This is a genomic window from Streptomyces echinatus, assembly GCF_014203595.1.
GTDB lineage: Bacteria > Actinomycetota > Actinomycetes > Streptomycetales > Streptomycetaceae > Streptomyces > Streptomyces echinatus.
The window spans coordinates 247962-273279 of record NZ_JACHJK010000005.1 but is presented as its reverse complement, the minus strand read 5'-3'; the positions used below and the strand labels follow the sequence as shown (position 1 = coordinate 273279).

The 25318-nt window shown below is 73.3% G+C and carries 24 protein-coding genes; 15 read left to right on the top strand and 9 right to left on the bottom strand.

The features are described 5' to 3' along the window. Nucleotides 1-42: 42 nt before the first annotated feature. The 3 genes from afsR (at nucleotide 43) to FHS34_RS16485 (ending at nucleotide 4572) form a co-directional block, all read left to right on the top strand. The gene (gene afsR / locus FHS34_RS16495) at nucleotides 43-3006 is read left to right on the top strand and encodes an SARP-family global regulator AfsR (RefSeq protein ID WP_184965847.1); all 2964 of its coding nucleotides are present in this window, start codon (nucleotides 43-45) and stop codon (nucleotides 3004-3006) included. 200 nt (nucleotides 3007-3206) lie between these two features. Then, on the top strand, nucleotides 3207-3386 hold the full coding sequence (gene afsS, locus FHS34_RS16490) for a regulatory protein AfsS (protein ID WP_184965845.1): 180 nt from the start codon (nucleotides 3207-3209) through the stop codon (nucleotides 3384-3386). 244 nt (nucleotides 3387-3630) lie between these two features. Continuing rightward, complete coding sequence (locus FHS34_RS16485; RefSeq protein WP_225817484.1) at nucleotides 3631-4572, top strand: PDDEXK family nuclease; 942 nt, start codon at nucleotides 3631-3633, stop codon at nucleotides 4570-4572. A 177-nt stretch (nucleotides 4573-4749) separates the two neighbouring features. Here FHS34_RS16485 and FHS34_RS16480 read toward each other — a convergent pair whose 3' ends face one another. Further along, complete coding sequence (locus FHS34_RS16480; protein WP_184966350.1) at nucleotides 4750-6348, bottom strand: FadD3 family acyl-CoA ligase; 1599 nt, start codon at nucleotides 6346-6348, stop codon at nucleotides 4750-4752. Between the two features lie 111 nt (nucleotides 6349-6459). Between FHS34_RS16480 and FHS34_RS16475 the strand changes: the two genes are divergently transcribed. The 3 genes from FHS34_RS16475 to FHS34_RS16465 are packed head-to-tail and all read left to right on the top strand — an operon-like array spanning nucleotide 6460 to nucleotide 8797. Further along, nucleotides 6460-7614: a lipid-transfer protein gene (locus tag FHS34_RS16475; RefSeq protein WP_184965843.1), complete on the top strand. Its 1155-nt coding sequence runs from the start codon at nucleotides 6460-6462 to the stop codon at nucleotides 7612-7614. A 5-nt stretch (nucleotides 7615-7619) separates the two neighbouring features. Further along, nucleotides 7620-8027 (top strand): Zn-ribbon domain-containing OB-fold protein, encoded by a 408-nt coding sequence (locus tag FHS34_RS16470; RefSeq protein WP_184965841.1) that lies wholly within the window; start codon nucleotides 7620-7622, stop codon nucleotides 8025-8027. Then, nucleotides 8024-8797 carry an enoyl-CoA hydratase/isomerase family protein gene (locus FHS34_RS16465; protein ID WP_184965833.1) on the top strand — a complete coding sequence of 258 codons (774 nt, stop codon included), beginning with the start codon at nucleotides 8024-8026 and terminating at the stop codon, nucleotides 8795-8797. The genes FHS34_RS16470 and FHS34_RS16465 overlap by 4 nt, the downstream gene beginning before the upstream one ends. A gap of 159 nt (nucleotides 8798-8956) precedes the next feature. On the opposite strand, the gene FHS34_RS16460 is transcribed toward FHS34_RS16465, so the two are convergent. The 3 genes from FHS34_RS16460 to kbpA all read right to left on the bottom strand — a co-directional run bounded on the left by FHS34_RS16460 (nucleotide 8957) and on the right by kbpA (nucleotide 12991). Continuing rightward, complete coding sequence (locus tag FHS34_RS16460) at nucleotides 8957-9598, bottom strand: hypothetical protein (protein WP_308288294.1); 642 nt, start codon at nucleotides 9596-9598, stop codon at nucleotides 8957-8959. 122 nt (nucleotides 9599-9720) lie between these two features. Continuing rightward, nucleotides 9721-12078, bottom strand: coding sequence for a protein serine/threonine kinase AfsK (gene afsK / locus FHS34_RS16455; protein WP_184965832.1), 2358 nt, complete (start codon nucleotides 12076-12078; stop codon nucleotides 9721-9723). A 178-nt stretch (nucleotides 12079-12256) separates the two neighbouring features. Continuing rightward, nucleotides 12257-12991, bottom strand: a complete 735-nt coding sequence (gene kbpA / locus FHS34_RS16450; protein WP_184965830.1) for an AfsK-binding protein KbpA — start codon at nucleotides 12989-12991, stop codon at nucleotides 12257-12259. Between the two features lie 134 nt (nucleotides 12992-13125). Between kbpA and FHS34_RS16445 the strand changes: the two genes are divergently transcribed. After that, nucleotides 13126-13761, top strand: a complete 636-nt coding sequence (locus tag FHS34_RS16445; protein WP_184966346.1) for a TetR family transcriptional regulator — start codon at nucleotides 13126-13128, stop codon at nucleotides 13759-13761. A 73-nt stretch (nucleotides 13762-13834) separates the two neighbouring features. On the opposite strand, the gene FHS34_RS16440 is transcribed toward FHS34_RS16445, so the two are convergent. Further along, nucleotides 13835-14287 carry an Lrp/AsnC family transcriptional regulator gene (locus FHS34_RS16440; protein ID WP_184965828.1) on the bottom strand — a complete coding sequence of 151 codons (453 nt, stop codon included), beginning with the start codon at nucleotides 14285-14287 and terminating at the stop codon, nucleotides 13835-13837. Between the two features lie 82 nt (nucleotides 14288-14369). Between FHS34_RS16440 and FHS34_RS16435 the strand changes: the two genes are divergently transcribed. After that, the gene (locus FHS34_RS16435) at nucleotides 14370-15032 is read left to right on the top strand and encodes a LysE family translocator (RefSeq protein WP_184965826.1); all 663 of its coding nucleotides are present in this window, start codon (nucleotides 14370-14372) and stop codon (nucleotides 15030-15032) included. Nucleotides 15033-15041: 9 nt separating this feature from the next. Here FHS34_RS16435 and FHS34_RS16430 read toward each other — a convergent pair whose 3' ends face one another. Both FHS34_RS16430 and FHS34_RS16425 read right to left on the bottom strand, forming a co-directional pair. Further along, the gene (locus tag FHS34_RS16430; protein WP_184965824.1) at nucleotides 15042-15527 is read right to left on the bottom strand and encodes a nitroreductase family deazaflavin-dependent oxidoreductase; all 486 of its coding nucleotides are present in this window, start codon (nucleotides 15525-15527) and stop codon (nucleotides 15042-15044) included. Beyond that, nucleotides 15527-16735, bottom strand: a complete 1209-nt coding sequence (locus FHS34_RS16425) for an acyl-CoA dehydrogenase family protein (RefSeq protein WP_184965822.1) — start codon at nucleotides 16733-16735, stop codon at nucleotides 15527-15529. Before FHS34_RS16425 ends, FHS34_RS16430 begins: the two co-directional genes overlap by 1 nt. A gap of 75 nt (nucleotides 16736-16810) precedes the next feature. On the opposite strand from FHS34_RS16425, the gene FHS34_RS16420 reads away from it, so the two are divergent. The 3 genes from FHS34_RS16420 to FHS34_RS16410 all read left to right on the top strand — a co-directional run bounded on the left by FHS34_RS16420 (nucleotide 16811) and on the right by FHS34_RS16410 (nucleotide 19260). Beyond that, nucleotides 16811-17983 carry a thiolase C-terminal domain-containing protein gene (locus FHS34_RS16420; protein ID WP_184965820.1) on the top strand — a complete coding sequence of 391 codons (1173 nt, stop codon included), beginning with the start codon at nucleotides 16811-16813 and terminating at the stop codon, nucleotides 17981-17983. Nucleotides 17984-18011: 28 nt separating this feature from the next. After that, on the top strand, nucleotides 18012-18680 hold the full coding sequence (locus FHS34_RS16415; RefSeq protein WP_184965818.1) for a pyridoxine/pyridoxamine 5'-phosphate oxidase: 669 nt from the start codon (nucleotides 18012-18014) through the stop codon (nucleotides 18678-18680). A gap of 73 nt (nucleotides 18681-18753) precedes the next feature. Continuing rightward, nucleotides 18754-19260 (top strand): carboxymuconolactone decarboxylase family protein, encoded by a 507-nt coding sequence (locus FHS34_RS16410; RefSeq protein WP_184965816.1) that lies wholly within the window; start codon nucleotides 18754-18756, stop codon nucleotides 19258-19260. Here the strand turns inward: FHS34_RS16410 and FHS34_RS16405 are convergent. Continuing rightward, entirely contained in the window at nucleotides 19241-19660 is a 420-nt protein-coding gene (locus FHS34_RS16405) for a Zn-ribbon domain-containing OB-fold protein (protein ID WP_184965814.1), read from the bottom strand. The genes FHS34_RS16410 and FHS34_RS16405 overlap by 20 nt on opposite strands. Next, nucleotides 19660-20109 (bottom strand): DoxX family membrane protein, encoded by a 450-nt coding sequence (locus tag FHS34_RS16400; RefSeq protein ID WP_184965812.1) that lies wholly within the window; start codon nucleotides 20107-20109, stop codon nucleotides 19660-19662. The genes FHS34_RS16405 and FHS34_RS16400 overlap by 1 nt, the downstream gene beginning before the upstream one ends. A 178-nt stretch (nucleotides 20110-20287) precedes the next feature. On the opposite strand from FHS34_RS16400, the gene FHS34_RS16395 reads away from it, so the two are divergent. The 4 genes from FHS34_RS16395 to FHS34_RS16380 all read left to right on the top strand — a co-directional run bounded on the left by FHS34_RS16395 (nucleotide 20288) and on the right by FHS34_RS16380 (nucleotide 25315). Then, nucleotides 20288-21472, top strand: coding sequence for a flavin-containing monooxygenase (locus FHS34_RS16395; protein ID WP_184965810.1), 1185 nt, complete (start codon nucleotides 20288-20290; stop codon nucleotides 21470-21472). Nucleotides 21473-21664: 192 nt separating this feature from the next. Then, entirely contained in the window at nucleotides 21665-23884 is a 2220-nt protein-coding gene (locus FHS34_RS16390) for an acetate--CoA ligase family protein (RefSeq protein ID WP_184965808.1), read from the top strand. Further along, nucleotides 23875-24666, top strand: a complete 792-nt coding sequence (locus FHS34_RS16385) for an enoyl-CoA hydratase/isomerase family protein (protein ID WP_184965806.1) — start codon at nucleotides 23875-23877, stop codon at nucleotides 24664-24666. Before FHS34_RS16390 ends, FHS34_RS16385 begins: the two co-directional genes overlap by 10 nt. Nucleotides 24667-24718: 52 nt before the next feature. Further along, nucleotides 24719-25315, top strand: coding sequence for a flavin reductase family protein (locus FHS34_RS16380; protein ID WP_184965804.1), 597 nt, complete (start codon nucleotides 24719-24721; stop codon nucleotides 25313-25315). Nucleotides 25316-25318 lie beyond the last annotated feature (3 nt).

Sequence of the window (25318 nt, the reverse complement as noted above, 5' to 3'; positions counted from 1 at the left end):
CAAACTGACGGGGTTGTTCGTGATGCCGAGGGGGACGAACGCATGGACGGTGGGCCGCGAGTACCCGAGCAGCGGCGCGCCGGCTCCGGGGCCACCGCGGAGTCCGGCCCGCTGCGCTTCGGCGTGCTCGGTCCGGTGCGGGCCTGGCGCGGCGCGGAGACGCTCAGCACGGGCTCCCCCCAGCAGCGCGCCCTGCTGGCCGCCCTGCTGCTGCGGGAGGGCCGTACGGCCACGGCGGCCGAGCTGATCGACGCGCTGTGGGGGCCGGAGCCGCCCTCCCAGGCACTCGCGGCGGTCCGCACGTACGCTTCCCGGCTCCGCAAGGTCCTCGACCCCGGCGTCCTGGTCAGCGAGTCCGGCGGCTACGCGGTGCGTTCCTCGGGCGAGGGCGCGCTGGACCTGGTGGTGGCGCAGGACCTGGCGGCGGAGGCCGAGAAGGCGCGCGGCACCGGGGACCTGGGCCGGGCCCGGTCCCTGCTCAACGAGGCACTGGCCCTCTGGGACGGCGAACCCCTCGCCGGCGTCCCCGGCCCGTACGCCGAGGCGCAGCGGGCCCGCCTGGAGGAGTGGCGCCTCGGCCTCCTGGAGTCCCGCCTCGACCTGGACCTGGAACAGGGCTGCCACGCCGACGCGGTCTCCGAACTGACCGCGCTGACGGCGGCGCACCCCCTGCGGGAACGGCTGCGCGAACTGCTGATGCTGGCGCTGTACCGCAGCGGCCGGCAGGCGGAGGCGCTGGCCGTGTACGCCGACACCCGCCGCCTGCTGGCCGAGGAACTCGGCGTGGACCCCCGCCCGGGCCTGAGCGAGCTCCAGCAGCGCATCCTCCAGGCGGACCCGGCCCTCGCGGAGCCCTCGGCCCCGGTCACGGAGCCGGCGCTCGCCCCCGTCCGCCCCGCCCAGCTCCCGGCCTCCGTACCGGACTTCACCGGCCGCGCCTCCTTCGTCACCGAGCTGAGCGAGGTGCTCGCCTCCGCGTCCGAGGCGGAGGGCCGGGTGATGGCGGTGTCGGCGCTGGCCGGGATCGGCGGCGTCGGCAAGACCACGCTGGCCGTGCACGTGGCCCACCGCGCCCGCACCGCCTTCCCCGACGGCCAGCTGTACGTGGACCTCCAGGGCGCGGGTCCGCGCCCCGCGGAACCCGAGACGGTGCTGGGCTCCTTCCTGCGCGCCCTCGGCACGGCGGACACGGCGATCCCCGACTCCCTGGAGGAACGGGCGGCCCTGTACCGCTCGGTCCTGGACGGCCGCCGCGTCCTGGTCCTGCTGGACAACGCGAAGGACGCGGCCCAGGTACGCCCGCTGCTCCCGGGCACGGAGGGCTGCGCGGCCCTCGTGACCTCACGCGTCCGGATGCTGGACCTGGCCGGCGCGCACCTGGTCGACCTCGACGTCATGTCGCCGGAGGAGGCCCTCGCCCTCTTCACGCGGATCGTGGGCGAGGAGCGGGTCGCGGCGGAACGCGAGGCCGCCCTGGACGTGGTCGCGGCGTGCGGCTTCCTGCCCCTGGCGATCCGTATCGCGGCGTCCCGCCTGGCCGCCCGCCGCACCTGGACGGTCTCCGTCCTGGCGGCGAAGCTGGCGGACGAACGCCGCCGCCTGGACGAGCTCCAGGCGGGCGACCTCGCGGTCAAGGCCACCTTCGAACTCGGCTACGGCCAGCTGGAACCGTCCCAGGCCCGGGCCTTCCGCCTGCTCGGCCTGGCCGACGGCCCCGACATGTCCCTCGCCGCCGCGGCCGCCGTCCTGGACCTCCCTCCGGAGGAGACGGAGGACCTGCTGGAGTCCCTGGTCGACACGTCCCTCCTGGAATCAGCCGCCCCCGGCCGCTACCGCTTCCACGACCTGGTACGCCTGTACGCCAGATCCTGCGCGGAACGCGGCGAGGAACCAACGGGCGACCGCGACGCGGCGATGTCACGCTTGCTGGACTTCTATCTGGCCACGGCGGCACGGGTGTACGCGATGGAGCGGCCGGGGGACCGGCTGGTGGATCACCTGGAGCCGACCGAGTACCCGGGGCTGAACCTCAACGACCGGCAGAAGGCGCTGGACTGGCTGTACTCGGAAGCCAACTGTCTCCTGGCATCGGCTCGCCAGGCCCTGGACGGCCCCAGACGCCGACGGGGCGTGGACCTGCTGTGGGCGGCGAAGGACCTGGGTGAGTCAGGGGCCAACTCCAGGCAGTACGAGTCGGTCGCGCTCACCGCGAGGGATGCCGCACAGGCCTCGGGTGACGCCCACGCCGAAGGCCGCGCCCGCACCGTGCTGACCAACGTCCACCTTGTGGCGGGCCGCTACGGCGAAGCGGACGAGGAAGCCCGGCTGGCAGGCGTGCTCGCGGACGCGGCCGCAGATCCCACGCCCGTATTCTGGACAAGCAATGACCGCGGGATCATCGGTCTCAACCAGGGGCGCTACACGGACGCGGAGCAACATCTGATGCGAGCCATCGAGGCGTCGCGTCACGGTGGAAACCTCGCGGGTGAAGCGAGCGCCCTGTGCAATCTGTCGCGCGTCCACCTGGCCATGGGACGAACAGATCACGCCATAGCGCTCGCGCAGCAGGGCATCGATCTGTACGACCGCCTCGGAGCCACCGTCCGGCTGGCGAACGCACGGTACGCCCTGGGCCTCGCGCTGACTCAGGCCGGACGTCCGTCCGAGGCACTCGCGGAGTTCACGGACGCCTTGAACGCGTTCCAGGTGAACCGGCAGCGCCTCTGGGAGGGAACGACCCACTTCCGTATCGCGCAAGCTCATCTGGTGGGGCGCCAGCACACGCTTTCTGCCACGCATGCCGAACAAGCCCTGGCCATCGGATGCATCGGCGGTGACCAAGTGCGCGCCGGTGTTCTGACCACCTTGGGCCGTTCCCTGGCTGCCCTGGGCCAGGTCGATCGCGCACGGGTCTGCTGGCTCGAGGCGCTGCCCCTGTACGAGCAGTCCAGCTCCCCGGAGGCCGACGCAGTACGGGCGCTGCTGGCGCCGCTCTCAGCCGCCTGATCAAGGACGGCTACGTTCATCAATCGTTTATGCCTCGCTGGCATGCTCAACGCATCGATCCGTCGCGTCGGGGGGCAGGCGGATCACCGAGGGACTCAGCAGGTGTGCGAGAGTCCTGTCAGGTTCCTGTCCGGCAGCCCTCGGGGGAGTTGCCGGGCAGGGATCGCCCGGAACCGACATACCTTCAGGGGAGCTGCACCATGGCCGAGGCCGAGAAGAAGTCCGAGGACATCACCACGATGGACAACCACTCGCCGGCTCCGCCGAGCGACGTGATCACCACCAAGGACAACCACTCGCCGGTTCCGCCGAGCGACGTGATCACCACCATGGACAACCACTCGCCCGCTCCGCCCGCCCTGGACCTGGACCGCAAGTAGCCAGGGCTGCGACGGGGGATCGGCCGCGGCGGCGCGGAGGGGAAGCCGCCGCGGCCGAGTCATTCCCGGAGCCACCTGAGCCCGGGCGGAGATTGGCGGATCCGTTCCACCGGTACCCGGCGTTTGTGCAGGTCACCCGACCGGGCCCTGGAACCGATCTGCCAATCCCCGCTTCCAGCAGGGCTGCCGGGCCGAGTTGTCCACAGGGGGCCACGGGGGTGGGGGACTTGGGCAGAGTAGAGGGGTGGCGCTGACTGAACTGAGGGGGCTCGTCGAGGGTGGTGTGTTGCTCACCTCGCGGGCGTTGGCGGAGGGGTGGCCCCGGGTTCCCCTGGCCCGACGGCTCCGCTCGGACGGGTGGAGCCGGATCAGGAGCGGGGCCTGGGCGGAGCCCGGCCGGGAGGTCGGGCTGCCCCTGCGGCTGAGGGCGGCGCAGCTGCTCCGGCCGCAGCTCGTCGTGAGTCACCGCTCGGCCGCTCACCTCTGGCGGATCGAGACGCTGACGACGGGAACACCGGACCAGCTGGCATTCACCGACCCCGCGCTCAGTGCGCGGCCGAGCCTCTCCGAAGTACGCGTCCACCGGATTCCTCTTCCGGAGACCGACATCGTGAACCGGGCGGGGATGCGCGTCACGCGGGTCCCTCGCACAGTCGCCGACCTCCTCCGGGCCGGGCCGAGGGACGACGCCCTGGTCGCGGTGGAGTCGGCACTGACCTTTCGCCGGGTCGGCGGGCAACGCCGGGCACCGGTCACCACCCTCGCCGCGGTGCGCCTCGCCCTGGAGGCACCTCGGCTGGGAGCCGCCCGGGCCAAGGACTGGCTGCGCCTGGCAGATCCACGGGCCGGCTCGCCCGCCGAGACAGTGGCCCGCCTGCGGATGCTCGACGCCGGGCTGCGGCCGGAGCCCCAGGCAGAGGTCCACACCCCGGACGGCCGCCGTCGCTATCTCGACTTCCTGTTCCGGGAAGCCGGTCTGGCCGTCGAGATCGAGGGGTACGCCTACCACGGCAGCCGAGACGCCCACCGCCGGGACATCGCCCGCTTCAACCAGGTCCTCCAGTGCCCCGAGGTCCGCCGCCTCCTCCGCTTCAGCGCCGAGGACGTCTTCAACCGGCCCGCCTGGATGATCGGGGAGATCCGGAACGCCCTGACCGAGCTGACCGAGCTGCCGGAACGGCGGTAGGGCCCGCGACGCGCGGTCGGGCGGTCGCGGCCGTCGCGGCGGAGGGCCGTACACCGGTGCCGACAGCCACTGCCAGGCGGAGAGTGGTGGATTCGTGCCTTGCGGTCGGGAGAGTTCACAGGTGGAGGGCCGGTCGGGGCGGGCGAGGTGGAACGGATCTGCCGATCGTGGCCACCCTCACCCCCTCCCCCGCAGAAGCCCCTTCACCACCTTGCCGCTTGCGTTTCTGGGGAGTTCGTCCAGGAACGTGACCGATCTGGGGACCTTGTAGTTCGCCATCTCCCGGCGGGCCCAGGCGATCAGGTCGTCGGCGGTGAGGGGGGAGCCGGGGGCGCGTACCACGAAGGCCCTGCCCACCTCCCCGAGGCGGGTGTCCGGCACGCCGATGACCGCCACGTCCCGCACGTCCGGGTGGAGGGCGAGCAGTTGCTCTATCTCCGCGGGGTAGGCGTTGAAGCCGCCGACTATGAACATGTCCTTGATCCGGTCGGTGATGCGCAGGTTGCCCGTCCCGTCCAGCACGCCCACGTCGCCCGTGCTCAGCCAGCCGTCGGCGGAGATCGCCTCGGCGGTCGCGCCGGCGTCGTCGTAGTAACCCCGCATGACGTTGAAGCCCCGGACCAGCACCTCGCCCGGGGTACCGGGCGGCACCGGTGTGCCCGAGGGGTCGGTCACCCTCACCTCCGTGCCGGGGATCGCCCGGCCGGAGGTGGAGGAGATCACCGAGGGGGCGTCGCCGCGCCGGCACATCGTGACGATGCCGGACGCCTCGGAGAGGCCGTAGGCCGTCAGGACCGTGCCGACACCGAGTTCGCCGCGCAGGCGTTCCACCAGGCGCAGCGGGACCACGGCCGCCCCCGTCACCACGAGCCGCAGCGCGGACAGGTCGTGGGCGTCGCGTGCCGGATGGTCCAGGATCTGCTGGTGCAGGGTCGGCGGGCCCGGCAGGACCGAGATCCGCTCCGCCGCGATGTTCGCCAGGGCGGTGCCGACGTCGAACACCGGCTGCGGGACCATCGTCGCCCCGCGCATCAGGCAGGCGATCACCCCCGCCTTGTAGCCGAAGGTGTGGAAGAACGGGTTGACGATGAGGTAGCGGTCCGTGGGGCGCAGGCCCGCCAGGTCCGCCCAGATCCCGTAGGCGCGCAGGGTCTGGCCGTGTGTGATCACCGCGCCCTTGGGGCGGCCCGTCGTACCCGAGGTGTAGGTGATGTCCGAGAGGGAGGCGCCGGTCAGCTGCCGTGAACGGGCCCGCACCTGGGTGGGGGACACGGCCTCGCCGCCCGCCAGGAAGTCCTTCCAGGTGCGGAAGTCGGCCGGCGCGTCGTCCGAGAGGACGACCACCTGCTCCAGTTCCGGCAGGCCCGGCAGCGGGCCCCGGCCCTCCGGTACGCCCTCGCCGGCCGCGCGGCGCAGGGAGGCGACGTACGACGTGCCCAGGAAGGTCCCCGTCACGAACAGCAGCCGGGTTCCGCTGCGGCGCAGTACGTCGGCCGCCTCCGCGCCCTTGAAGCGGGTGTTCAGCGGGACGAGGACCGCGCCCGCCGTGACCGCGCCGAGGGCCGCGACGATCCAGTCCAGGGAGTTGGGCGCCCAGACCGCGACGCGGTCGCCCGCTTCCACTCCGCAGGCGAGGCAGGCTGCCGCCGCGCGGTCGATCCGGGCGCCCAGTTCGGCGTACGTGATCCGGGTGCGGCCGTCCACCACGGCCTCCGCGTCCGCGTACCGTCCGGCCGCCGACCGCACCAGTTCCGCAATGGTCTCCCACTCGACCACGGCCCAGCCTCCCTCACCGAAAAGCCAGTAGCTGTCCCCCACCGGAAAGCCAGTAGCTGACTGACCGTCAGATTAGCTGTAACCTGACGGCCTGTCAGGAGAGGGGGCAACATGGCAGCACCAGGGCTCAAGGACGCCACCGCCATCGTCGGGATCGGGCAGACCGCCTTCGCCAGACACCTCGCCGAGGACGAGAAGACGCTCGCCTGCCGGGCCGTGCTCGCCGCGCTCGACGACGCGGGCATCGCACCCGGCGAGGTCGACGCCCTCGCCTCCTACACCATGGAGGAGACCGACGAGGTCGAGCTGGCGAAGGCCGTCGGGTTCGGGGATCTCACCTACTTCGGCAAGGTGGGGTACGGAGGGGGCGGCTCCTGTGCCACCGTCGCCCATCTCGCCGCCGCCATCGCCGCCGGGCAGGCCACGGTGGGGGTCGCCTGGCGGTCGAGGAAGCGGGGCAGCGGGCCCCGGCCGTGGACGAACACCGCCGTGCAGCTGCCGGCTCCGGCCCAGTGGACGCGGCCGTTCGGGCTGCTCAGGCCCGCCGACGAGATCGCCATGCTGACCCGGCGGTACATGCACGAGTACGGCGCCACCCGGGACCACCTGTTCAACGTGGCGCTGGCCTGCCGCAACCGCGCCAACCAGAACCCCGCCGCCGTGATGTACGAACGGCCGCTGACCCGCGAGATGTACATGACCTCCCGGTGGATCAGCGAGCCGCTCTGCCTCTTCGACAACTGCCTGGAGACGGACGGGGCCCTCGCGTGCGTGGTCGTCGGCCGGGAGCGGGCGCGGGACTGCCGGCAGCGGCCCGTCTATGTGCACGCCGCCGCGCAGGGGCTGCCCGCCCAGCACCACGGCATGGTCAACTACTGGAACGACGACCCGCTCACCGGGCCCGCCTGGACGGCCGCCCGGCATCTGTGGAAGCACGCCGACCTCACCCCGGAGGACGTCGACGTGGCGCAGATCTACGACGCCTTCACCGCCCTGGTCCCGCTGTCGCTGGAGGGCTACGGCTTCTGCGCGCGGGGGGAGGGCGGCGCCTTCACCGAGCAGGGCGCCCTGGAGCTGGGCGGGCGGCTGCCGGTCAACACCGGCGGTGGTGGGCTCAGCGAGGCGTACGTGCACGGCTTCAACCTCGTCAACGAAGGGGTGAAGCAACTGCGCGGCACCAGTACCGCGCAGGTCCCCGGGGCCGCCGCCTGCCTGGTCACGGCCGGTGAGGGTGTGCCCACCTCCGCCCTTCTGCTGAGGAGCTGACCGGCATGCTGAGTCCCGTCCCCGACACCGACGGCGCGCCCTTCTGGGAGTACGCGGCCCGTGGCGAGCTGCGCGTCCAGGCGTGCGGCGACTGCGGTGAGCCGCGCTTCCCGCCCCGGCCCTGCTGCCCCCACTGCCAGTCCTTCGCGAGTGAATGGCGGCCGGTGTCGGGGCGCGGCCGCGTGTGGTCGTACGTCGTCCCGCATCCGCCGCTGCTGCCCGACTACGCGGAGCAGGCGCCGTACAACGTGGTCGTCGTGGAGCTGGAGGAGGCGCCCCGGATACGGCTCGTGGGCAACGTGGTCGCCCACCCCGGGGCCCGGCTGGACTCCGTGGATCCGGCGCGCCTGAGGATCGGCGCCCGGGTGCGGGTGGTCTTCTCCGGCGGGCTGCCGCAGTGGGTGCCGGCGTGAACACCGTGCGCCTCGACGTCGACGCGGACACCGGCGTCGCCGTCGTCACCCTGGACCGGCCCGAGCGGCTGAACGCCGTCGACCTGGAGATGGTGCGGGAACTGGGCGAGGTGTGGCGGGCGTTGCGGTTCGAGGACGCCGTGCGGGCCGTCGTGCTCACCGGGGCGGGCGAGCGGGCGTTCAGCACGGGCATCGACCGGGACGCGGTCGTGCCGCAGCCCTCGTCGCCGTACATGCAGGACGATCCGCTGCTGGCCGTGGGGCCGAAGGCGAACGGCCTGTGGAAGCCGGTCGTGGCCGCCGTGCGCGGGATGGCCTGCGGCGGCGCCTTCTATCTGCTGGGGGAGAGCGAGTTCGTGGTCGCCGACCCGACGGCCGTCTTCTTCGATCCGCACACGACGTACGGCATGGTCAGCGCCTACGAGTCCGTGCTGATGGCCCAGCGGATGCCGTACGGGGAGGCCGCGCGGATGATGCTCATGGGCACGGCGGAGCGGATCTCCGCGCGGCGGGCCCACGAGGTCGGACTGGTCTCCGAAGTCACGGAGGAGGGTGGGGCGTTGGCGGGTGCCGTGCGCTGTGCCGCCGTGCTCGCCGGGTATCCGCCGGAGGGGGTGCAGGGGACCGTGCGGGCGCTGTGGGCGGCCAGGGAGACGGCGCTCGCGCAGGCGTTCGCGCAGGCGCCGCATCTCGTCGCGCTGGGCAATCTGCCGGCCGAGCGCCAGGCGGAGCTGTTCGCGGGGCGGCCGAGGGAGTACCGGGTGCGCTAGGGGGCTTCGTTGGATCAGCCCGGGTCCGCGACGCCCGGCACGGCATCTCGCCGCGTTGTCGGACCACCCGAGTACGCCCAGTACGCGGATGGTCCTCCGCCTTGCGATGCACCGCACCGGACGCCGCGGCCTGATCCGACCTGATCCAAACGAAACCCCCTAGGTCCTGAGCCGGGCGACCGGGTCCACGGTGCAGTGGTCGAGCCGGAGCACGAGGCCGTCGTCGCGGACTCCGAAGCCGCCGACCAGCTCCACCTGGACGCGCGCCGTGCCCTGGGCCGGGACGGTGACCGTGGCGGTGTTGTCGCCGATCGCCGAGCCCTGCCCGTCGTCGAACTCGACGTGCGCCTTGAAGTCGGCTTCGCGGCCGTTCGGGTTGCTGACCTCGACGGTGGCGTACTGCGCCTTCTCGGTCGCGCAGCTCACCAGGCGCGCCCTGCCGTCCTTCAGCGCCGTCCCGCTGCCGGAGGAGGGCGTCGAGCGGTGCGTGGGCCGGCGGTGATAGGACCCGCCGCCGGTGCCGCCTCCCGTACTGCTCGTACCGCCGCTGCCGTACGAGTCGCCGTAGGAGGTGCCGTAGGAGTCGTCGTCGGGGTCGCCACCGGAGCCGTCGTACGAACCTCCGCCCGAGGTGGACGAGGAGGAGCTGTCGTGGTCCTGGTGGGAGCTGCTGCATCCGCCCCCGCCGCCCGAGCCGTGGCCGCTGTGGTGCCGTCCGGTGGTGAACCCGGTGAGGCTGAGGACCACGAAGGTCAGTGCGGCCGTGAACTTGAGCGTGCGCGTTCCGGTATGCATGTGCATGCCATCACCCTATCCATCCGCGCACCGCCTGGCGGGAGCCTGTCACCGGGGGTAGCGTCAGCCCTGGGACGGCCGCCGTCTGGAGCCCTTCCGTGCAGACCCGGTACGACGGCCGTCACGCACTACGCGGTCCGCGCGGTTCCCGTGCCCTTCTCCGCGTCCAGCGCGTACACGCACCGGTCCTTGCTGCACGCGTACACCACACCGTCCTTGACCACCGGCGATCCGGTGATCTCGCCGCCGGTGGCGAGCTTCCAGCGCAGCCGGCCGTCGTCGGCCTTCAGGGTGTACAGGAGATGGTCGGTGGAGCCGAAGTGGATGCGGCCCTCCGCCACGGCGGGCGCGCCCACGACGTCCCCGCCGGCCTGGAAACGCCACTTGGGGGTGCCGGTGACCGCGTCCAGGGTGTAGAGGCCCTTGCCGCTGCCGACGTGGACGTGCCCGGCGGCGACCAGCACGGGCTCGACCGAGGAGCGGGCCTCGGTGGCGATGCGCCAGCGGTCGCGGCCGTCGGCGGCGTCGAGGGCGTAGACCGTGCCCAGGTAGTCGGCGAGGTACACCCCGCCGCCGGTGACGGCCGGCCCTGGGGCGAAGGCCGGCGGGCACAGGAAGACCGCCGGGGCCTCGAAGTGCCAGCGGACCAGGCCGCTCGCCGCCTCGACGGCGAGGACCCGGCTGCCGGCGGAGACGTAGACACGGCCGTCGTCGGCCGGGGCCAGGCGGACCGGGACACCGCCGCAGGAGGCCGCGTCGCCGATGGGGTACGACCAGCGCTCCTCGCCGGTGCGGGCCTCCAGGGCACGCAGCCGGGCGTCCTGCCAGACGTAGACCGTGCCGTCGTGCACGATCGGCCCCGCCTCCGGGGACTCGAAGTCGGTCTGGCAGCCGGTGATCTCCCACAGCTTCTGCCCGCCGGCCGCCTCCCAGGCCTGGACACCGCCGCCGCGGGTGCCGGTGACGACCGTGCCGCGGTCGGCGCTGAGCGAGTACACCCAGGCGTCCGTGGACAGCCGCCACAGCTCGCCGCCCTCACGGGCCTCCAGGGCGAACAGGGTGGGGCCGTCGGAGGCGTGGATACGGCCGTCCGCCACGGCCATCGACCAGGCGACGTCCCGGGTCTTGAAGCGACGGCGGCCGGTGGCCACGTCCAGGGCGTGCACCTCGAAGGAGGTGACGTAGACCAGGTCGCCGTCCACGGACGGGGTGCCCCACACGTCGTTGGACATGCGGAACCGCCAGGGGCGCCAGCCCGCCGCCGCTTCCGGCGGGGCCGGCGGCACGGGCGGTACGGCGGGGTCGGCGCCGGCCAGGCCGGGGCGCGGCCGGGACCAGCTGGCCACCAGGCCGGCCTCGGGCGGGGGCGCCTTGACGGCGGCCGCCCGGGCGTCGGCGACCCGGGGGCCGGGGCCGATGGGCACCTGGGCGCCGGCCAGCCGGACCGGGCCGGTGTCGGGGGCGCCGGCCGGGAGGGGGACCGGCGCGGAGTGCGGGACCGGGGGGTCGTACGGCGGAGGCGGGGGCACCGCCTGCCGGCCGCCGCTGCGCGGTCCGCCGGTCGGGGCCGGGGCGGGCGCCGCGGCGGTGCGTCCGCCGCGGCGGGACTCGATGAGGGCCACCGCCTTCTCCGGCAGCCAGGCGGAGGCGGTGCCGCTGTCGTCGGAGCCGGAGCCGAACAGGTGCGGGGCGAGCTGGGCCTGGAGGTCGGCGGGGTTGGGCCGGCCGGGCGCCTCCATCTGCATGCAGGACTCGATCAGCGGGCGCAGCTCGTCCGGCAGGCCGGTGAGGTCCGGGCCCTCGCGGAGCAGCATGAACACGGTCTCGACGGGGTTGGCGCCGTGGAAGGGCGGGTGGCCGGTGGCGGCGAAGACCAGCATCGAACCGAGCGAGAAGACGTCGCTGGCGCCGGTGACGCTGCGGGAGTCCTTGGCCTGCTCGGGGGACATGTAGGCGGGGGTGCCGACGGCGACGTTCGTCATCGTCAAACGGGTGTTCGAGACGCCCGAGGCGATACCGAAGTCGATCACCCGGGGGCCGTCCTCGACCACGAGCACGTTGGACGGCTTCAGGTCACGGTGGACCAGTCCCGCGCCGTGGATGGACTGCAGGGCCTCGGCCACGCCGGCCGCGAGCCAGCGCACGGCCTGCGCCGGGAGCGGCCCGCACTCGTTCACTATCTCTTCCAGCGAGGGCGCGGGGACATAGGCGGTGGCCAGCCAGGGCACGGCGGCGCGCGGGTCGGCGTCGACCACGGCCGCCGTGTAGAACCCGGAGACCGCGCGGGCCGCCTCGACCTCGCGGGTGAAGCGGACCCGGAAGAGCTGGTCCTCGGCCAGTTCGGTGCGCACCGTCTTGATCGCCACGCGCCGGCCCGACGCCGAGCGCGCGAGATAGACCAGCCCCATGCCGCCGGCCCCCAGCCGGCCCAGCACCTCGAACGGCCCGATCCGCCGCGGATCGTGCTGTGTCAGCTGATCCACCACTTGCCTGCCACCTCCCCGTACGAGCCGCGCCGCCCACCTGCGCACGCGGCCGAAGTGCAGCGTCTCACCACCGCACCGCCATGGCGGCACGCACCCCGATTCTTCCTGGCCGGGCGGCCGGTTGCGAACCCGGTGACAATCGGGGTGTCTCGTGCCGAATCATTCCAGAGCGGACGCATCAGCGTTGCAGCAGTGCGAACGACGCCCCCTGATTGTCGGTGACGACGGCCACTCGTCCGTACGACGTCTCGAAGGGTGGAGCCTGTACCCGCCCGTCGAGCCGCTGGACGGTCCCGAGGGCGTCGTCCAGGTCCGTGACCCGGAAGTGGGCGACGAAGTGCGGGGGCATCTCGGCCGGGAAGACCTCGGTGACGACCGCGCGCCCGAAGTCGGGCCGGGCTTCGGTGCCGAACAGGGCGTCGTGGAAGAGGCCGCCGTAGAAGGAGTTGGCCGCGGCGGTGTCCCGGGTGTACAGCTGGGCCCAGACGAAGGTGTTCGGCTCGCGCCGCCGCCCGAAGCCGGGGTGGGTGCCGGGCTGCCACAGGCCGAACACCGCGCCCTCGGGGTCGGTGGCCAGGGCGGCCGTGCCGAGGTCGCCGACCGGGAAGGGGGCCATGACCATCCGCCCGCCGGCCGCCGTGATCCGCCGGCCGAGGGCCTCGGCGTCCGTGGTCGCGAAGGAGACCGTCCAGACGGTGGGCATGCGGCCGTCCGTCTTGGGGGCCAGCGAGGCCACGCGGTCGCCGGCCAGCAGGGCCCACACGGAGGAGCCGTACGCCTCCTCGAAGGTCCACCCGAAGAGCTCACCGTAGAACCGCTTGCCCGCCTCCACGTCGGGCAGCTCGGCGTCCACCCAGCAGGGGACGCCCTCCCCGTATGTCTCTTCGTTCGCGGATGCCCTGTTTTCGGCCATGCCGTCAAAGTAACCGGGCCGCGCGCACCGCGCAGACCAGGCACACCATCCCCGAGATCCCCGTGCACCCCATTTGCAGTCGGCCGAATCGCGCTCCGATCACCCCTCGGTAAGCTGACGGCATGACAGGACAAGTGCGTACCGTCGACGGCCGCGTGGCCGGCCGGCGTGGGCAGGCGACCCGGCAGAAGCTGCTCGACTGCCTCAGCGAGATGCTCAGCTCCTCCCCCTACCGGGACGTCAAGGTCATCGATGTCGCCCGGAAGGCGGGCACTTCGCCCGCGACCTTCTACCAGTACTTCCCGGACGTCGAAGGTGCCGTCCTGGAGATCGCCGAGCAGATGGCGACCGAGGGCGCCGGTCTGACCGAACTCCTCGAAGGGCGCACCTGGACCGGCAAGTCGGGCTGGCAGACCGCCCAGGAACTCGTCGACGGCTTCCTGGAGTTCTGGCGCCGCAACGACGCCATCCTGCGGGTGGTCGACCTCGGCGCGGCCGAGGGGGACAAACGGTTCTACAAGCTCCGTATGAAGATCCTCAACTCGGTCAACAACTCCCTGGCGGACTCCATCGCGGAACTGCAGTCCAAGGGCCGCGTCGACAAGGACGTGAACCCGGCGGCGGTGGCCGGTTCGCTGGTCGCGATGCTCGCGGCGGTGGCGGCGCACCAGAAGGGCTTCTCCTCCTGGGGCGTGAAGCAGGCCGAACTCAAGCCGAACCTGGCGCTGTTGGTGCACCTGGGTGTGACCGGCAAGAAGCCTTCCAAGTAGGCACGCCTCTTTTTCCGGAGTCCAAGTCCTGTCTGGTGGGCGGTGGTTCACGCGATGAGCCACCGCCCGCCGTCTACGCCGGCAGCGGCCGGTCCCGCACCACGTGCTTCATCACCAGCGTCGACGTCAGCCGCTGCACCCCGGGCAGGGTCGCCAGCCGCTCGTCGTACAGCCTCTGGAACGCGGCCAGGTCGGCGGTGGCCACCCGGAGCAGATAGTCCGGCTCACCGAACAGCCGCTGCGCGTCCAGTACGTGCTCCAGTTCACTGACCGCCCGCTCGAACTCGGCGACCGTGTCCCGGTCCTCCTGGCGCATGGACACGAAGACCAGCGCCTCGAAGTTCAGCCCGAGCGACGGCGGGTCCACCACCGCGCGGTAGCCCTGGATGGCGCCGGACCGCTCCAGCTCGCGCAGCCGCCGGTGGCAGGGCGAGACGCTGAGCCGCACCCGGGCGGCCAGCTCGGTCACGGTCAGCCGCCCGTCCTGCTGCAACTCGGCAAGGATTTTCCGGTCCACGTCGTCCATGAGGGAAATACTTGCCCACATGACGCGATCATGAGCAAACTTCGGGAACACTTTCGGGCCATTCGCGCCTAATGTCGCCAGCATGGATTCCGGGCTGCTCCTCTCCTTCCTCGCCGTCGATCTGCTGCTGGTGTGCGTACCGGGCGCCGACTGGGCGTACGTCATCGCGACCGCCCTGCGCGGCACCTCGGCGGCGCGTGCGGTGGCGGGGCTGGTCTGCGGATACGCCCTGCACACCGCCCTGGCGACGGCGGGCCTGGCGGTGCTGGTGGCGGGCTCGCCCGGACTGCTGACGGTCCTGACCGTGGCGGGCGCCGGCTATCTGCTGTGGCTGGGCTGGGGCGTGCTGCGCCGCCCGGCGATCCCGACCGCGGCGGCCTCCACGGTCCCGGGCGCGGCGGCCTCCACGGTCCCGGGCGCGGCCGGCCCGGCGGCCGACGGCCGGCTCTTCCTGCGGGGCGCCACGATCAGCGGCCTGAACCCCAAGGGCCTGCTTCTCTACCTCTCCGTGCTCCCCCAGTTCCTCACCCTGCGCGGCGCGCACCTTCCGGTGCCCGTGCAGACGGCCACGCTGGGGCTGCTGCACATGGCGCGCTGCGCGGCCGTCTACCTCACCGTCGGCCTCCTCGCCCGCGTCCTGCTCGCGGCGAGGCCCGCGGCGGCCCGGGCGGTGACACGGACGTCGGGTGCGGCGATGCTGGGGATCGGCGCGTTCTTGCTGGTGGAGCGGCTGGCCACGCTGTAGCCGCGGGAGTCACCGGCGCGTGAGCCGGAAGAGCCGGATCTCCCGTTCCACCCGGGACTGGTACGCGGCGTACGGCGGCCAGAACGCGAGGACGGCCCGCCAGGCCGCCGCGCGTTCCTCTCCGGCGAGGAGCACGGCGGTGACCGGGATGTCGTGCCCCTTCCAGCTCACGGTGGCCTCCGGGTGGGCCAGCAGATTGTGGGTCCACGCGGGATGGCCGGTCCGCCCGAAGTTGGAGCCGACGAGGATCCAGCTCCGTCCGGCCGCCTCCGCCTCCGGCATGCAGGCGAGCGGCGTCCGGCGCGGCAGCCCGCTCCTCGCTCCCGTCGAGGTGAGGATCACACCGGGCAGCATCCGGGCGCTGAGCAGCACCTTGCCCCGGGTGAGCCGGTGCACGCCCCGGTCGAGCGCCGGGATCACATGCGGGGCCACTCGTGCGAACAGCCGGGTGGAGGACACCTTCTGCACGAGCCGGACGCCGGCGGCGAGGGCCATCAGACGGCCACCTCCCCGCCCGTGAGGAGCCCGGCCTTCCCGCCCGTGAAGAGCCCGGCGGCCTCGGCGGCCCGGTCGCGCAGCCGGTGCGCCGGGCCGAACAGCAGCTCGTCCCCGGCGGCCCGCTTGAAGTACAGGTGGGCGTCGTGCTCCCAGGTGAAGCCGATCCCGCCGTGCAGCTGGACGCCCTCGGCGGCGGCACACCGCAGCGCCTCCAGCGCCTGGGAGAGCGCGAGCCCGCCGGCCCGCTCCCCCCGCCCGGCCGCCCAGGCCGCGTAGTAGGCGGCCGACCGTGCCGCCTGCACCCCCACGTACACGTCCGCCAGCCGGTGCTTGACGGCCTGGAAGGACCCGACGGGCCGCCCGAACTGCACCCGCTGCCCGGCGTACTCCACGGTCCGCTCCAGCATCCGGTCGGCCGCGCCCACGGCCTCCGCGGCGAGCACGGCGGCCACGGCGTCCCCGGCCCCGGCGAGGGCGGGCAGCACGTCCGCCTCCTCCGAGCCCAGCAACCGGGCGGACACGTCCCGCAGTTGGACACGGGCCCGGGGCCGGGTGGCGTCCAGCGCGGTCTGCCGCACCCGCGTCAGGCCCGCCTCGTCCTCGGGCACCAGGAACAGCAGGGTCCGCGGCCGGGTGAACCCCCCGGTGTGCGCGGCGACGAGCAGCACCCCCGCGCTGTGCCCGTCCAGTACCTGCCCGGCCTCCCCGTACAGCCGCCATCCGTCCGCCGCCCGCCGCGCCTGCACCCCGCCGGCCCGCCCGCCGCCGGCGCTGTACTCGCCGTTTCGGCGGGTCAGGCCGAGGGCGGTGGTGAGCGCGGGCCCGGGGACGGCGAGCGCGGCGGTGAGGGAGCCGGCGGCGATGCGCGGCAGCAGCTCGGCGCGCTGGGCCTCGGTGCCGAGGGCGAGGATCAGCGGGGCGGCGAGGAGGCAGGTGGCGAGCAGCGGCGAGGGGGCGAGGAACCGGCCCGTCTCCTCGGCGGCGAGGGCCAGTTCGGTGACCGAGCAGCCGACCCCGCCGTACGCCTCCGGGAGTGCGAGGCCGGGCAGTCCGAGCCGGCCGGCGAGGGCGGACCACAGGAGGGGGTCGTACCCGGCCGGCCCGTCCACGGCGGCGCGGACCTCCCCCGGTCCGCAGCGTTTGCGCAGCAGCTCGCGCAGGGTCCGGCGGATCTCGTCCTGCTCGGCGGTGAGGCGCGTGTCCATGGCCTTCCCTCCATATCTGACGGGGCGTCATATTAGGAGGGCCGGAACGAGATGCCCAGAGGGAGGAGCCCTCTCATGAGTCGCGGAAGCCGGAAGGTCGCCGTGGTCGGCGTGGCCCTGTCGGACTGCGGGCGCGTGGACGACGCGACGGCCTACGCCCTGCACGCCCAGGCCGCCCGCCGGGCCCTCGCCGACGCGGGCCTGGACCGCTCACTGGTCGACGGCTTCGCCTCCGCGGGCCTCGGCACGCTGGCCCCCGTGGAGGTCGCCGAGTACCTGGGCCTGCACCCGACCTGGGTGGACTCCACCTCGGTCGGCGGCTCGGCCTGGGAGGTGATGGCGGCCCACGCGGCGGACGCGATAGCGGCGGGCCACGCGAAGGCGGTGCTGCTGGTGTACGGCTCGACGGCCCGGGCGGACATCAGGGCGGGCCGCAGGACGGGGGACCTCTCCTTCGGCTCCCGCGGCCCCCTCCAGTTCGAGGTGCCCTACGGTCACACGCTGATCGCCAAGTACGCCATGGCGGCCCGCCGGCACATGATCGAGTACGGCACGACGATCGAGCAGCTGGCCCATGTGGCGGTCCAGGCGAGGGCGAACGCGGCCCTGAACCCGGAGGCGATGTACCGCGACCCGATCACGGTGGACGACGTCCTGTCCGGACCGTTGATCGCCGATCCCTTCACGAAACTGCACTGCTGTCTGCGCTCGGACGGCGGCGCGGCGGTCCTGCTGGCGGCCGAGGAGTACGTACGGGACTGCCGGACGGCCCCGGTCTGGGTCCTCGGCACCGGCGAGCACGTCTCGCACGCCGCCATGTCCGAGTGGCCGGACTTCACCCTCTCCCCGGCGGCGGTGAGCGGCCGGCTGGCCTTCGGGCGGGCCGGGGTGACCCCGGCGGACGTCGACTTCGCGGAGATCTACGACGCCTTCACCTACATGACCCTGGTGACCCTGGAGGACCTGGGCTTCTGCGCGAAGGGCGAGGGCGGGGCGTTCGTGGGGAAGGACCGGCTGCTGGTGCGGGGCGGGGAGCTGCCGGTGAACACGGACGGGGGCGGCCTGTCGGCCCAGCATCCGGGGATGCGGGGGCTCTTCCTGCTGGTGGAGGCGGTGCGTCAGCTGCGCGGGGAGGCCGGGGAGCGGCAGGTGCGGGCACGGGACGGCGGGCTGCCGCGGCTGGGGGTGGCGTCGGGGACCGGCGGGTGGTTCTGTTCCTCGGGGACGGTGGTGTTGGGGCGGGACTGAGAGCCGGGCCACCGGTGATACTCGCCCCATGGCACAAAAGGATCTCCACGAACTGCTCCGGTCGCTGCGGGTCTGGGAGCCCCGGGTGACGCACCTGCGGCCGTTCGACCCGGACACCGCCCCTCCCACCCCGCTGGCCCTGTTCACGAGCTGGTTCGCGGAGGCGGTGGCGGCGGGGCAGCCGGAGCCGCACACCATGTCGCTGGCGACGGTGGACGAGGAGGGCCGGCCGGACGTGCGGATCGTGATGCTGCACGGCGCCGACGCCGACGGCTGGTCCTTCGCGACGCACGCCACGAGCCGCAAGGGGCGCGCGCTGAGCGCCCGGCCGTACGCGGCCCTCGCCTTCTACTGGCCGGCCCTGGGGCGGCAGGTGCGGGTGCGGGGGCCGGTCGCGTCGGCGCCGGCCGAGGAGAGCCAGGCCGACCTGCACGCGCGGTCCACGGGCGCGCTGGCCGCCGCGCTGACCGGACGGCAGAGCGAGGAGCTGTCCTCGCTGGCGGAGCTGCGCGAGGTGTCGCAGGCGGCCTGGGAGCGGGCCCGGCAGCACCCGGACGAGCCGTCGCCGACCTGGACCCTGTACCGGCTGCGGCCTCAAACCGTGGAGTTCTTCCAGGGGGACGCGGAGCGGCGGCACGTGCGGCTGGAGTACCGGAGCACGGAGTTCGGCTGGAGCCGGGGTCTGCTGTGGCCGTGAGGGTGCCGGTCACGTTTGCGCGGCGCGATCCGTCAGGGCGGTGAAAGCAACCCGAGAGCCCGAGGAGACGGCGATGGAAACGCGTTCGATCACGGCGGAGATCCCGATGACCCCGCGGATGCCCGAGGACCCGGCGGAGCTCGTCCCCGAGCTGGCGCAGGTGTCGGCGGCCCTGTTCCGGGCCACCGGCAACGGTTCGGTGCCGCGCTCCACGATCGGCCTGGTCCAGCTGAGGGCCGGGCAGATCGTCGGCAGCACCTATCTGACCGTGCTGCACACGGGTTTCCTGCGCAAGGCCGGGGAGCCGGAGGAGCGGATCACCTCGGTGGCGTCCTGGCAGGACTCGCCGTACTTCACGGCCGCCGAGCGGGCGGCGCTGGCGCTGACGGAGGCCGTGCTCCAGCCGTCCGCGGCGGGCGAGCGGGTCCCGGACGAGCTGTACGCGCAGGCGGCCGGGCACTACACGGGGAAGGCGCTGGCCACGTTGATGTTCGCGATCGGCCAGGTCAACTTCTTCGTCCCGATAGCGCTCATCGCCAAGCCGGTGCCCGGCCGGTCGTTCACCGACCCGTGGAAGTGAGGCCGCCCGGGGCCGCCCGGAACACCGGGATCCGGTCCCGGAAGGTCACCTCCAGCGGCATCCCGGCCCGCACGGTGTCCTCGGGGCAGTCCACGAGTTCCGTCATCATCCTCGGGCCCTCGTCGAGGTCGACCACCGCGGCCAGGTAGGGGGTGCGGCCGGTGAACGGGGGGAGGTCGTTGTGGTGGACCGTGGACCACGTGTAGAGCGTGGCCCGGCCGCCGGCCTCCTCCCAGGTCACCTCGTCGCTCCAGCAGTGCGGGCAGAACTCGCGGGGGTAGTGGTGGGCCCGGGCGCAGGCCGCGCAGCGGCGGATCAGCAGGCGGCCGTGGGCCGCGGCCTCCCAGTAGGTGCGGGTGAAGGCGTCGGGTTCCGGGAGGTCGTGGCGAGCCGCGCCCATCAGAACCACCCCAGCCAGGCGTCCAGCGACCACGTCTGCCAGGCCATGCCGAAGAAGCCGACCAGGGAGATCAGGGCCATCATCGAGTTCTGGCCCTGTTCCGCCCAGTCGTGGATCATGAGGATGAAGTAGACCGCGTTGAGCAGGAGGCCGGCCGCCAGCGCGACCGGGGTCAGGAAGCCGAGGATCAGGCCGAGGCCCAGGGACAGCTCGGCGTAGGCCACGACGTACGCCATCAGCTTCGGGTTAGGTTTCACCACCGCCTCGAATCCCGAACGCACCGCCGCCCACCGGTGTTCCGCCGCCACGTCCGCCGCCCAGGCGATGCCGCTCCCGCGCTCGAACCAGGCCTTCTTGTCCTTGTGCCGCCAGCTCTCCAGCCACCACAGACCGAGGCCGATGCGCAGCACCGCCAGCCACTGAGCGCCGTCCAGCCATATCGCGTCCATGGATCTGACGGTACGTCAGATCCGCCGTCCTGCCGAGGGGCCCGGCAGGTGTTCCGGACCCGGCGGCGCGGTTTCCTTCACGGCCCGGGCACGCTTCCCGTGCACACGTGATCAATCCGCAACCAATTCCGGTCTTGACCGAGACCCATCAACCGGGTGGGTGATTACGCTCCCGCTCATGGCCGACTCCCGTCCTTCTCCCGTACACCTCTCGGCGACCCCCGCCGACCGCCCGGTCTATGTGATCGGCGCCGGTCCGGGCGGCCTCGCCGCCGCTCACGCGCTGCGGGCGCGGGGCATACGGGCCGTGGTCCTGGAGCGGTCCGACCTGGTCGGCGCCTCCTGGCGCGGCCACTACGACCGTCTGCGGCTGCACACCACCCGACGGCTGTCCGCGCTGCCGGGCCTCGGCATGCCCCGGAAGTTCGGGCGCTGGGTCTCGCGGGACAACGTGGTGCGGTACCTGGAGAAGTACGCCGAACACCATGAGCTGGAGATCGTCACCGGCGTGGAGGTCCACCGCGTCGAGCGGACCGGGGACGACACCGGGTGGCTGCTGCACGCCTCCGGCGGCCGGGAGCTGACCGGCAGCGCGGTGGTCGTCGCCACCGGCTTCAACCACACCCCCCGGCTGCCCGACTGGCCGGGCCGTGAGAGTTACGGCGGTGAGCTGCTGCACGCCGGCGGCTACCGCGACGCCGAGCCGTACCGCGACCGCGACGTGCTCGTCGTCGGGATCGGCAACACCGGCGCGGAGATCGCCGTGGACCTGGTGGAGGGCGGGGCCGCCCGGGTGCGGCTGGCGGTGCGCACGGCGCCGCACATCCTGCGCAGGTCGACCCTCGGCTGGGCCGCCCAGTACACGGGCGTGCTGGTCCGGCGACTGCCGGTGCGGCTCGTGGACCGGCTCGCCGGGCCGGTGGGGCGGCTCAGCACGCCGGACCTGTCCGGGCACGGGCTGCCGCGCCCGGACACCGGCCTGTACAGCAGGGCCCGGCAGGGCGCGATCCCGGTCCAGGACGTCGGTCTGATCGACGCGGTACGCAAGGGGAAGGTGGAGATCGTGGCCGCCGTGGAGGCGTTCGAGGACGGCAAGGTGGTCCTCGCCGACGGCAGCCGGATCTCGCCCGACGCGGTGATCGCGGCGACCGGGTACGTCCGCGCGCTGGAGGGGCTCGTCGGGCATCTCGGGGTGCTGGACGGGCGCGGCAGACCGGTGGCGCACGGCGGCCGTACGCACGCGCAGGCGCCCGGCCTGCACTTCACCGGGTTCACCAATCCGATCAGCGGGATGCTCCGTGAGCTGGCGATCGACGCGGGGAAGATCGCGCGGGCCGTGGCGAAGGGTTTTCGCACCCGGTAGCCGGCGGGTATCACCCCCTGGGAGCGGCCGACCCCCAGCCCGATCCCTGTCCGCTGACCGTCCGCCGCCCGCCCCGTTTTCCCACCCGGCGGTAACTTTGGCGGTCCGAGCAGTTCCTGACGTACCGTCAGTTCAGTAATCTGACTAGGCGTCAGTTACCAGGTGGCTGTCTCACAGGAGGCGGGCGGAACGATGCTCGGATCGACCCACGGCACCCTCACCACCGACTCCCGCCGGGCCCTGGTCATCGCCTGCGGCGAGCAGCGGACCGGCCCCGTCGTGCACGACCGGGTGGCGGACCTCGACGTCGGAGGCCGCCCGCTGCACGCGGACGTACCCGACCTGACCCGGTTCTTCCGGCCCGGATCCGTCGCCGTGATCGGCGCCTCCGACACCGAGGGGCGGCCCAGCACGGGGATCACTAGGCAGCTGCTCGACTGGGCCGGGCGGGTCGGGGCGCGGGTGCACCCGGTGCATCCGACCCGCTCGTCCGTGTTCGGCCTGCCCTGCGCGGCCACCGTCGCCGAGCTGCCCGAACAGGTCGACCTGGCCGTGCTGCTGGTGGCCGACCCGCTGCCCGTGATCGAGGAACTCGCGGAGGCGAAGGTGAAGTTCGCGGTGGCCTTCGCCTCCGGGTTCGCCGAGACCGGGGAGGCGGGCGCCGAGGCGCAGGAGCGGCTGGCCGAGGCGGTACGGCGCTCGGGCCTGCGGCTGCTCGGCCCGAACACCAACCTCAACGCCTTCGAGCGGTTCCGGGAGGACCTGTCCGGGCCGGCCATCGCGCTGATCACCCAGTCCGGGCACCAGGGCCGGCCCGTGTTCGCCCTGCAGGAGCTGGGCATCCGGCTCTCGCACTGGGCGCCCACCGGCAACGAGGCCGATCTGGAGACCGCCGACTTCCTGTCCTGGTTCGCCGAACAGCCCGAGGTCGGCGCCATCGCCTGCTACATCGAGGGGCTCAAGGACGGCCGCTCCTTCCTCCTGGCCGCCGACCGCGCCGCCCGCCGCAAGGTGCCGGTGGTCGCCGTGAAGGTGGGCCGCACCGAGACCGGCGCCCGGACGGCGGCCTCGCACACCGGCAAGCTCACCGGCGCCGACGACGTGGTGGACGCGGCCATGCGGCAGTACGGCGTGATTCGCGTCGACGCCCTGGACGAACTCCAGGACACCGCCGCCCTGCTGGCGCGGGCCAGGCCGCCGCTGGCCGAGGGGGTGGCCGTCTGCTCCATCTCCGGCGGCACGGGCGCGCACGTCGCCGACCTGGCCGCCGGGGCCGGGCTCCGGCTGCCGAGGCTGTCGCCGGAGAAACAGGCCGAACTGCACCAGTGGATACCGGAGTACCTGAGCGTGGCCAACCCGGTGGACAACGGCGGCCACCCGGTGGGTGACTGGCGTGGCCGCAAGATCATCGACGCGATCCTCGCCGACCCGGCCGTCGGCGTGCTCATCTGCCCGGTCACCGGCCCCTTCCCGCCGCTCAGCGACCGGCTCGTCCAGGACCTGGTCGCGGCCGCCGAGGAGACGGACAAGCTGGTGTGCGTGGTGTGGGGCTCGCCGGCCGGCACCGAGCCGGCGTACCGGGAGGTGCTGCTCGGCTCCTCCCGCGTGGCCACCTTCCGGACCGTCGGCAACTGCCTGACCGCCGTCCGCGCCTGGCTGGACCACCACCGCTTCGTGACGGACTACCGCTCCCCCTTCGAGGAGGCCCCGCGCACCCCGTCCCCGTCCTCCCGCAAGGCCGAGGCGCTGATGCAGCCCGGCCGGCAGCTCAGCGAGCACGCGGCCAAGCAGCTGCTGCGGGCCTACGGCATCCGGGTGCCGCGCGAGCAGCTGGTGACCAGCGCTGCGGCGGCCGTGCGGGCGGCCGGGCAGGTGGGCTACCCGGTGGTGATGAAGGCGTCCGGCGCGCAGATCGCCCACAAGACCGAGCTGGGCCTGGTGAAGATCGGCCTGACCTCGGCGAGCCAGGTCCGGGAGGCGTACCGGGAGCTGACCGACATCGCCCGCTACGAGGGCGTCGGGCTGGACGGGGTGCTGGTGTGCCAGATGGTCGAGCAGGGCGTGGAGATGATGGTCGGCGTCGGCCACGACGACCTCTTCGGGCCGACGGTGACGGTCGGCCTCGGCGGGGTGCTGGTGGAGGTGCTGCGCGACGCGGCGGTCCGCGTCCCGCCGTTCGGTGAGGACCAGGCCCGCGCCATGCTCGGCGAACTCCGCGGCCGGGTCCTGCTGGACGGGGTCCGGGGCCGCCCGCCGGCCGATGTGGACGCGCTGGTGGAGGTGGTCCTGCGGGTCCAGCGCATGGCCCTCGAACTGGACTCGCGGATCGCCGAGCTGGACATCAACCCGCTGATGGTGCTGCCCCGGGGGCAGGGCGCGGTGGCACTGGACGCGTTGGTGGTGTGCCGGTGACGGACGTCCGCCACGCAACTCGCGACCAGGTCGCGTACATCACCCTGGACCGCCCGGACGCGCTCAACGCCCTCACCCCCGCCATGCGGGACCGGGTCGTCGAGCTGCTGGCGGAGGCGTCCGCCGACCCCGCCGTACGGGCGGTCGTCCTGACCGGGACCGGGCGCGGTTTCTGCGCCGGAGCCGATCTGCGCGCGGGTGCCGGGACCGGTGAGCGGCTCACCGGGGACGTGGCCCGCGTGCTGCGCCTCGGCGCCCAGCGCCTGATCGCGGCCGTCCTGGACTGCGAGAAGCCGGTGCTGGCCGCCGTGAACGGGACGGCGGCGGGCATCGGCGCGCATCTGGCCTTCGCCTGCGACCTGGTCCTGGCCGCCGAATCGGCCCGGTTCATCGAGGTGTTCGTCCGCCGCGGCCTGGTCCCGGACGGCGGCGGCGCCTATCTGCTCCCCCGGCTGATCGGACCCCGGCGGGCGAAGGAACTGATGTTCTTCGGGGACGCGCTGCCGGCGGCGGAGGCGGAGCGGCTGGGCCTGGTCAACCGGGTCGTCCCGGACGCCGAGCTGGAGAAGACGTCCCACACGTGGGCGGCCCGCCTGGCCTTGGGTCCGACGAGGTCCCTCGCCCTGACCAAGCACCTGGTGAACACGTCCCTCGACGGCGACCGCGCGTCCGCCTTCGCCGCCGAGTCCTGGGCCCAGGAGATCAACATGACGACGCGGGACGCCCAGGAGGGCCTGCGGGCCTTCGTGGAGCGCAGGGAACCGGATTTCCGGGGGCGGTGAGCCCCGCCCGGCCCTTCCTATCTGATGGCTCGTCAGTTTCAATGGAACGGTGATGGGACACGCAGGAGCGGCGGCCTTCGCCGTGCGGTATCTGGGGAGCGGGCCCGTGGAGGCCCTGCCGCGGCCCGAGTTGCGGTGCGTGCGGGAGGGCGAGCGGGCACCGGTGGGGCAGGCGGAGTTCCGGCGGGTGCTGGGGAGATTCGCCAGCGGCGTCACCGTCGTCACGGCACCGGGCGCCGAGGGGGGACCGGGGCCCGCCGGGTTCGCCTGCCAGTCCTTCTCCTCCCTCTCCCTCGAACCGCCCCTCGTGTGCTTCATGGTGGGCCGCGCCTCCACGACCTGGCCGCGCATCGCCCGCGCCGGCGTCTTCTGCGTCAACGTGCTCGGCGCCGGCCAGGACGAGCTGTGCCGGGGCTTCGCGGTCAGCGGCGCGGACAAGTTCGCGGGGGTGGCGTACGACCCGGCGCCCGTCTCCGGTTCGCCGCGGCTCGCCGGTGCCGCCGCCTGGATCGACTGCACCGTCCACGCCGTGCACACCGGAGGCGACCACCTCATCGTCGTCGGACGGGTGGACGCCCTCGGTACGGACGGACCTCCACAGCCGCTGCTCTTCCACCAGGGCCGCTTCGCCCGGCTCGCCGGTGACTGACCG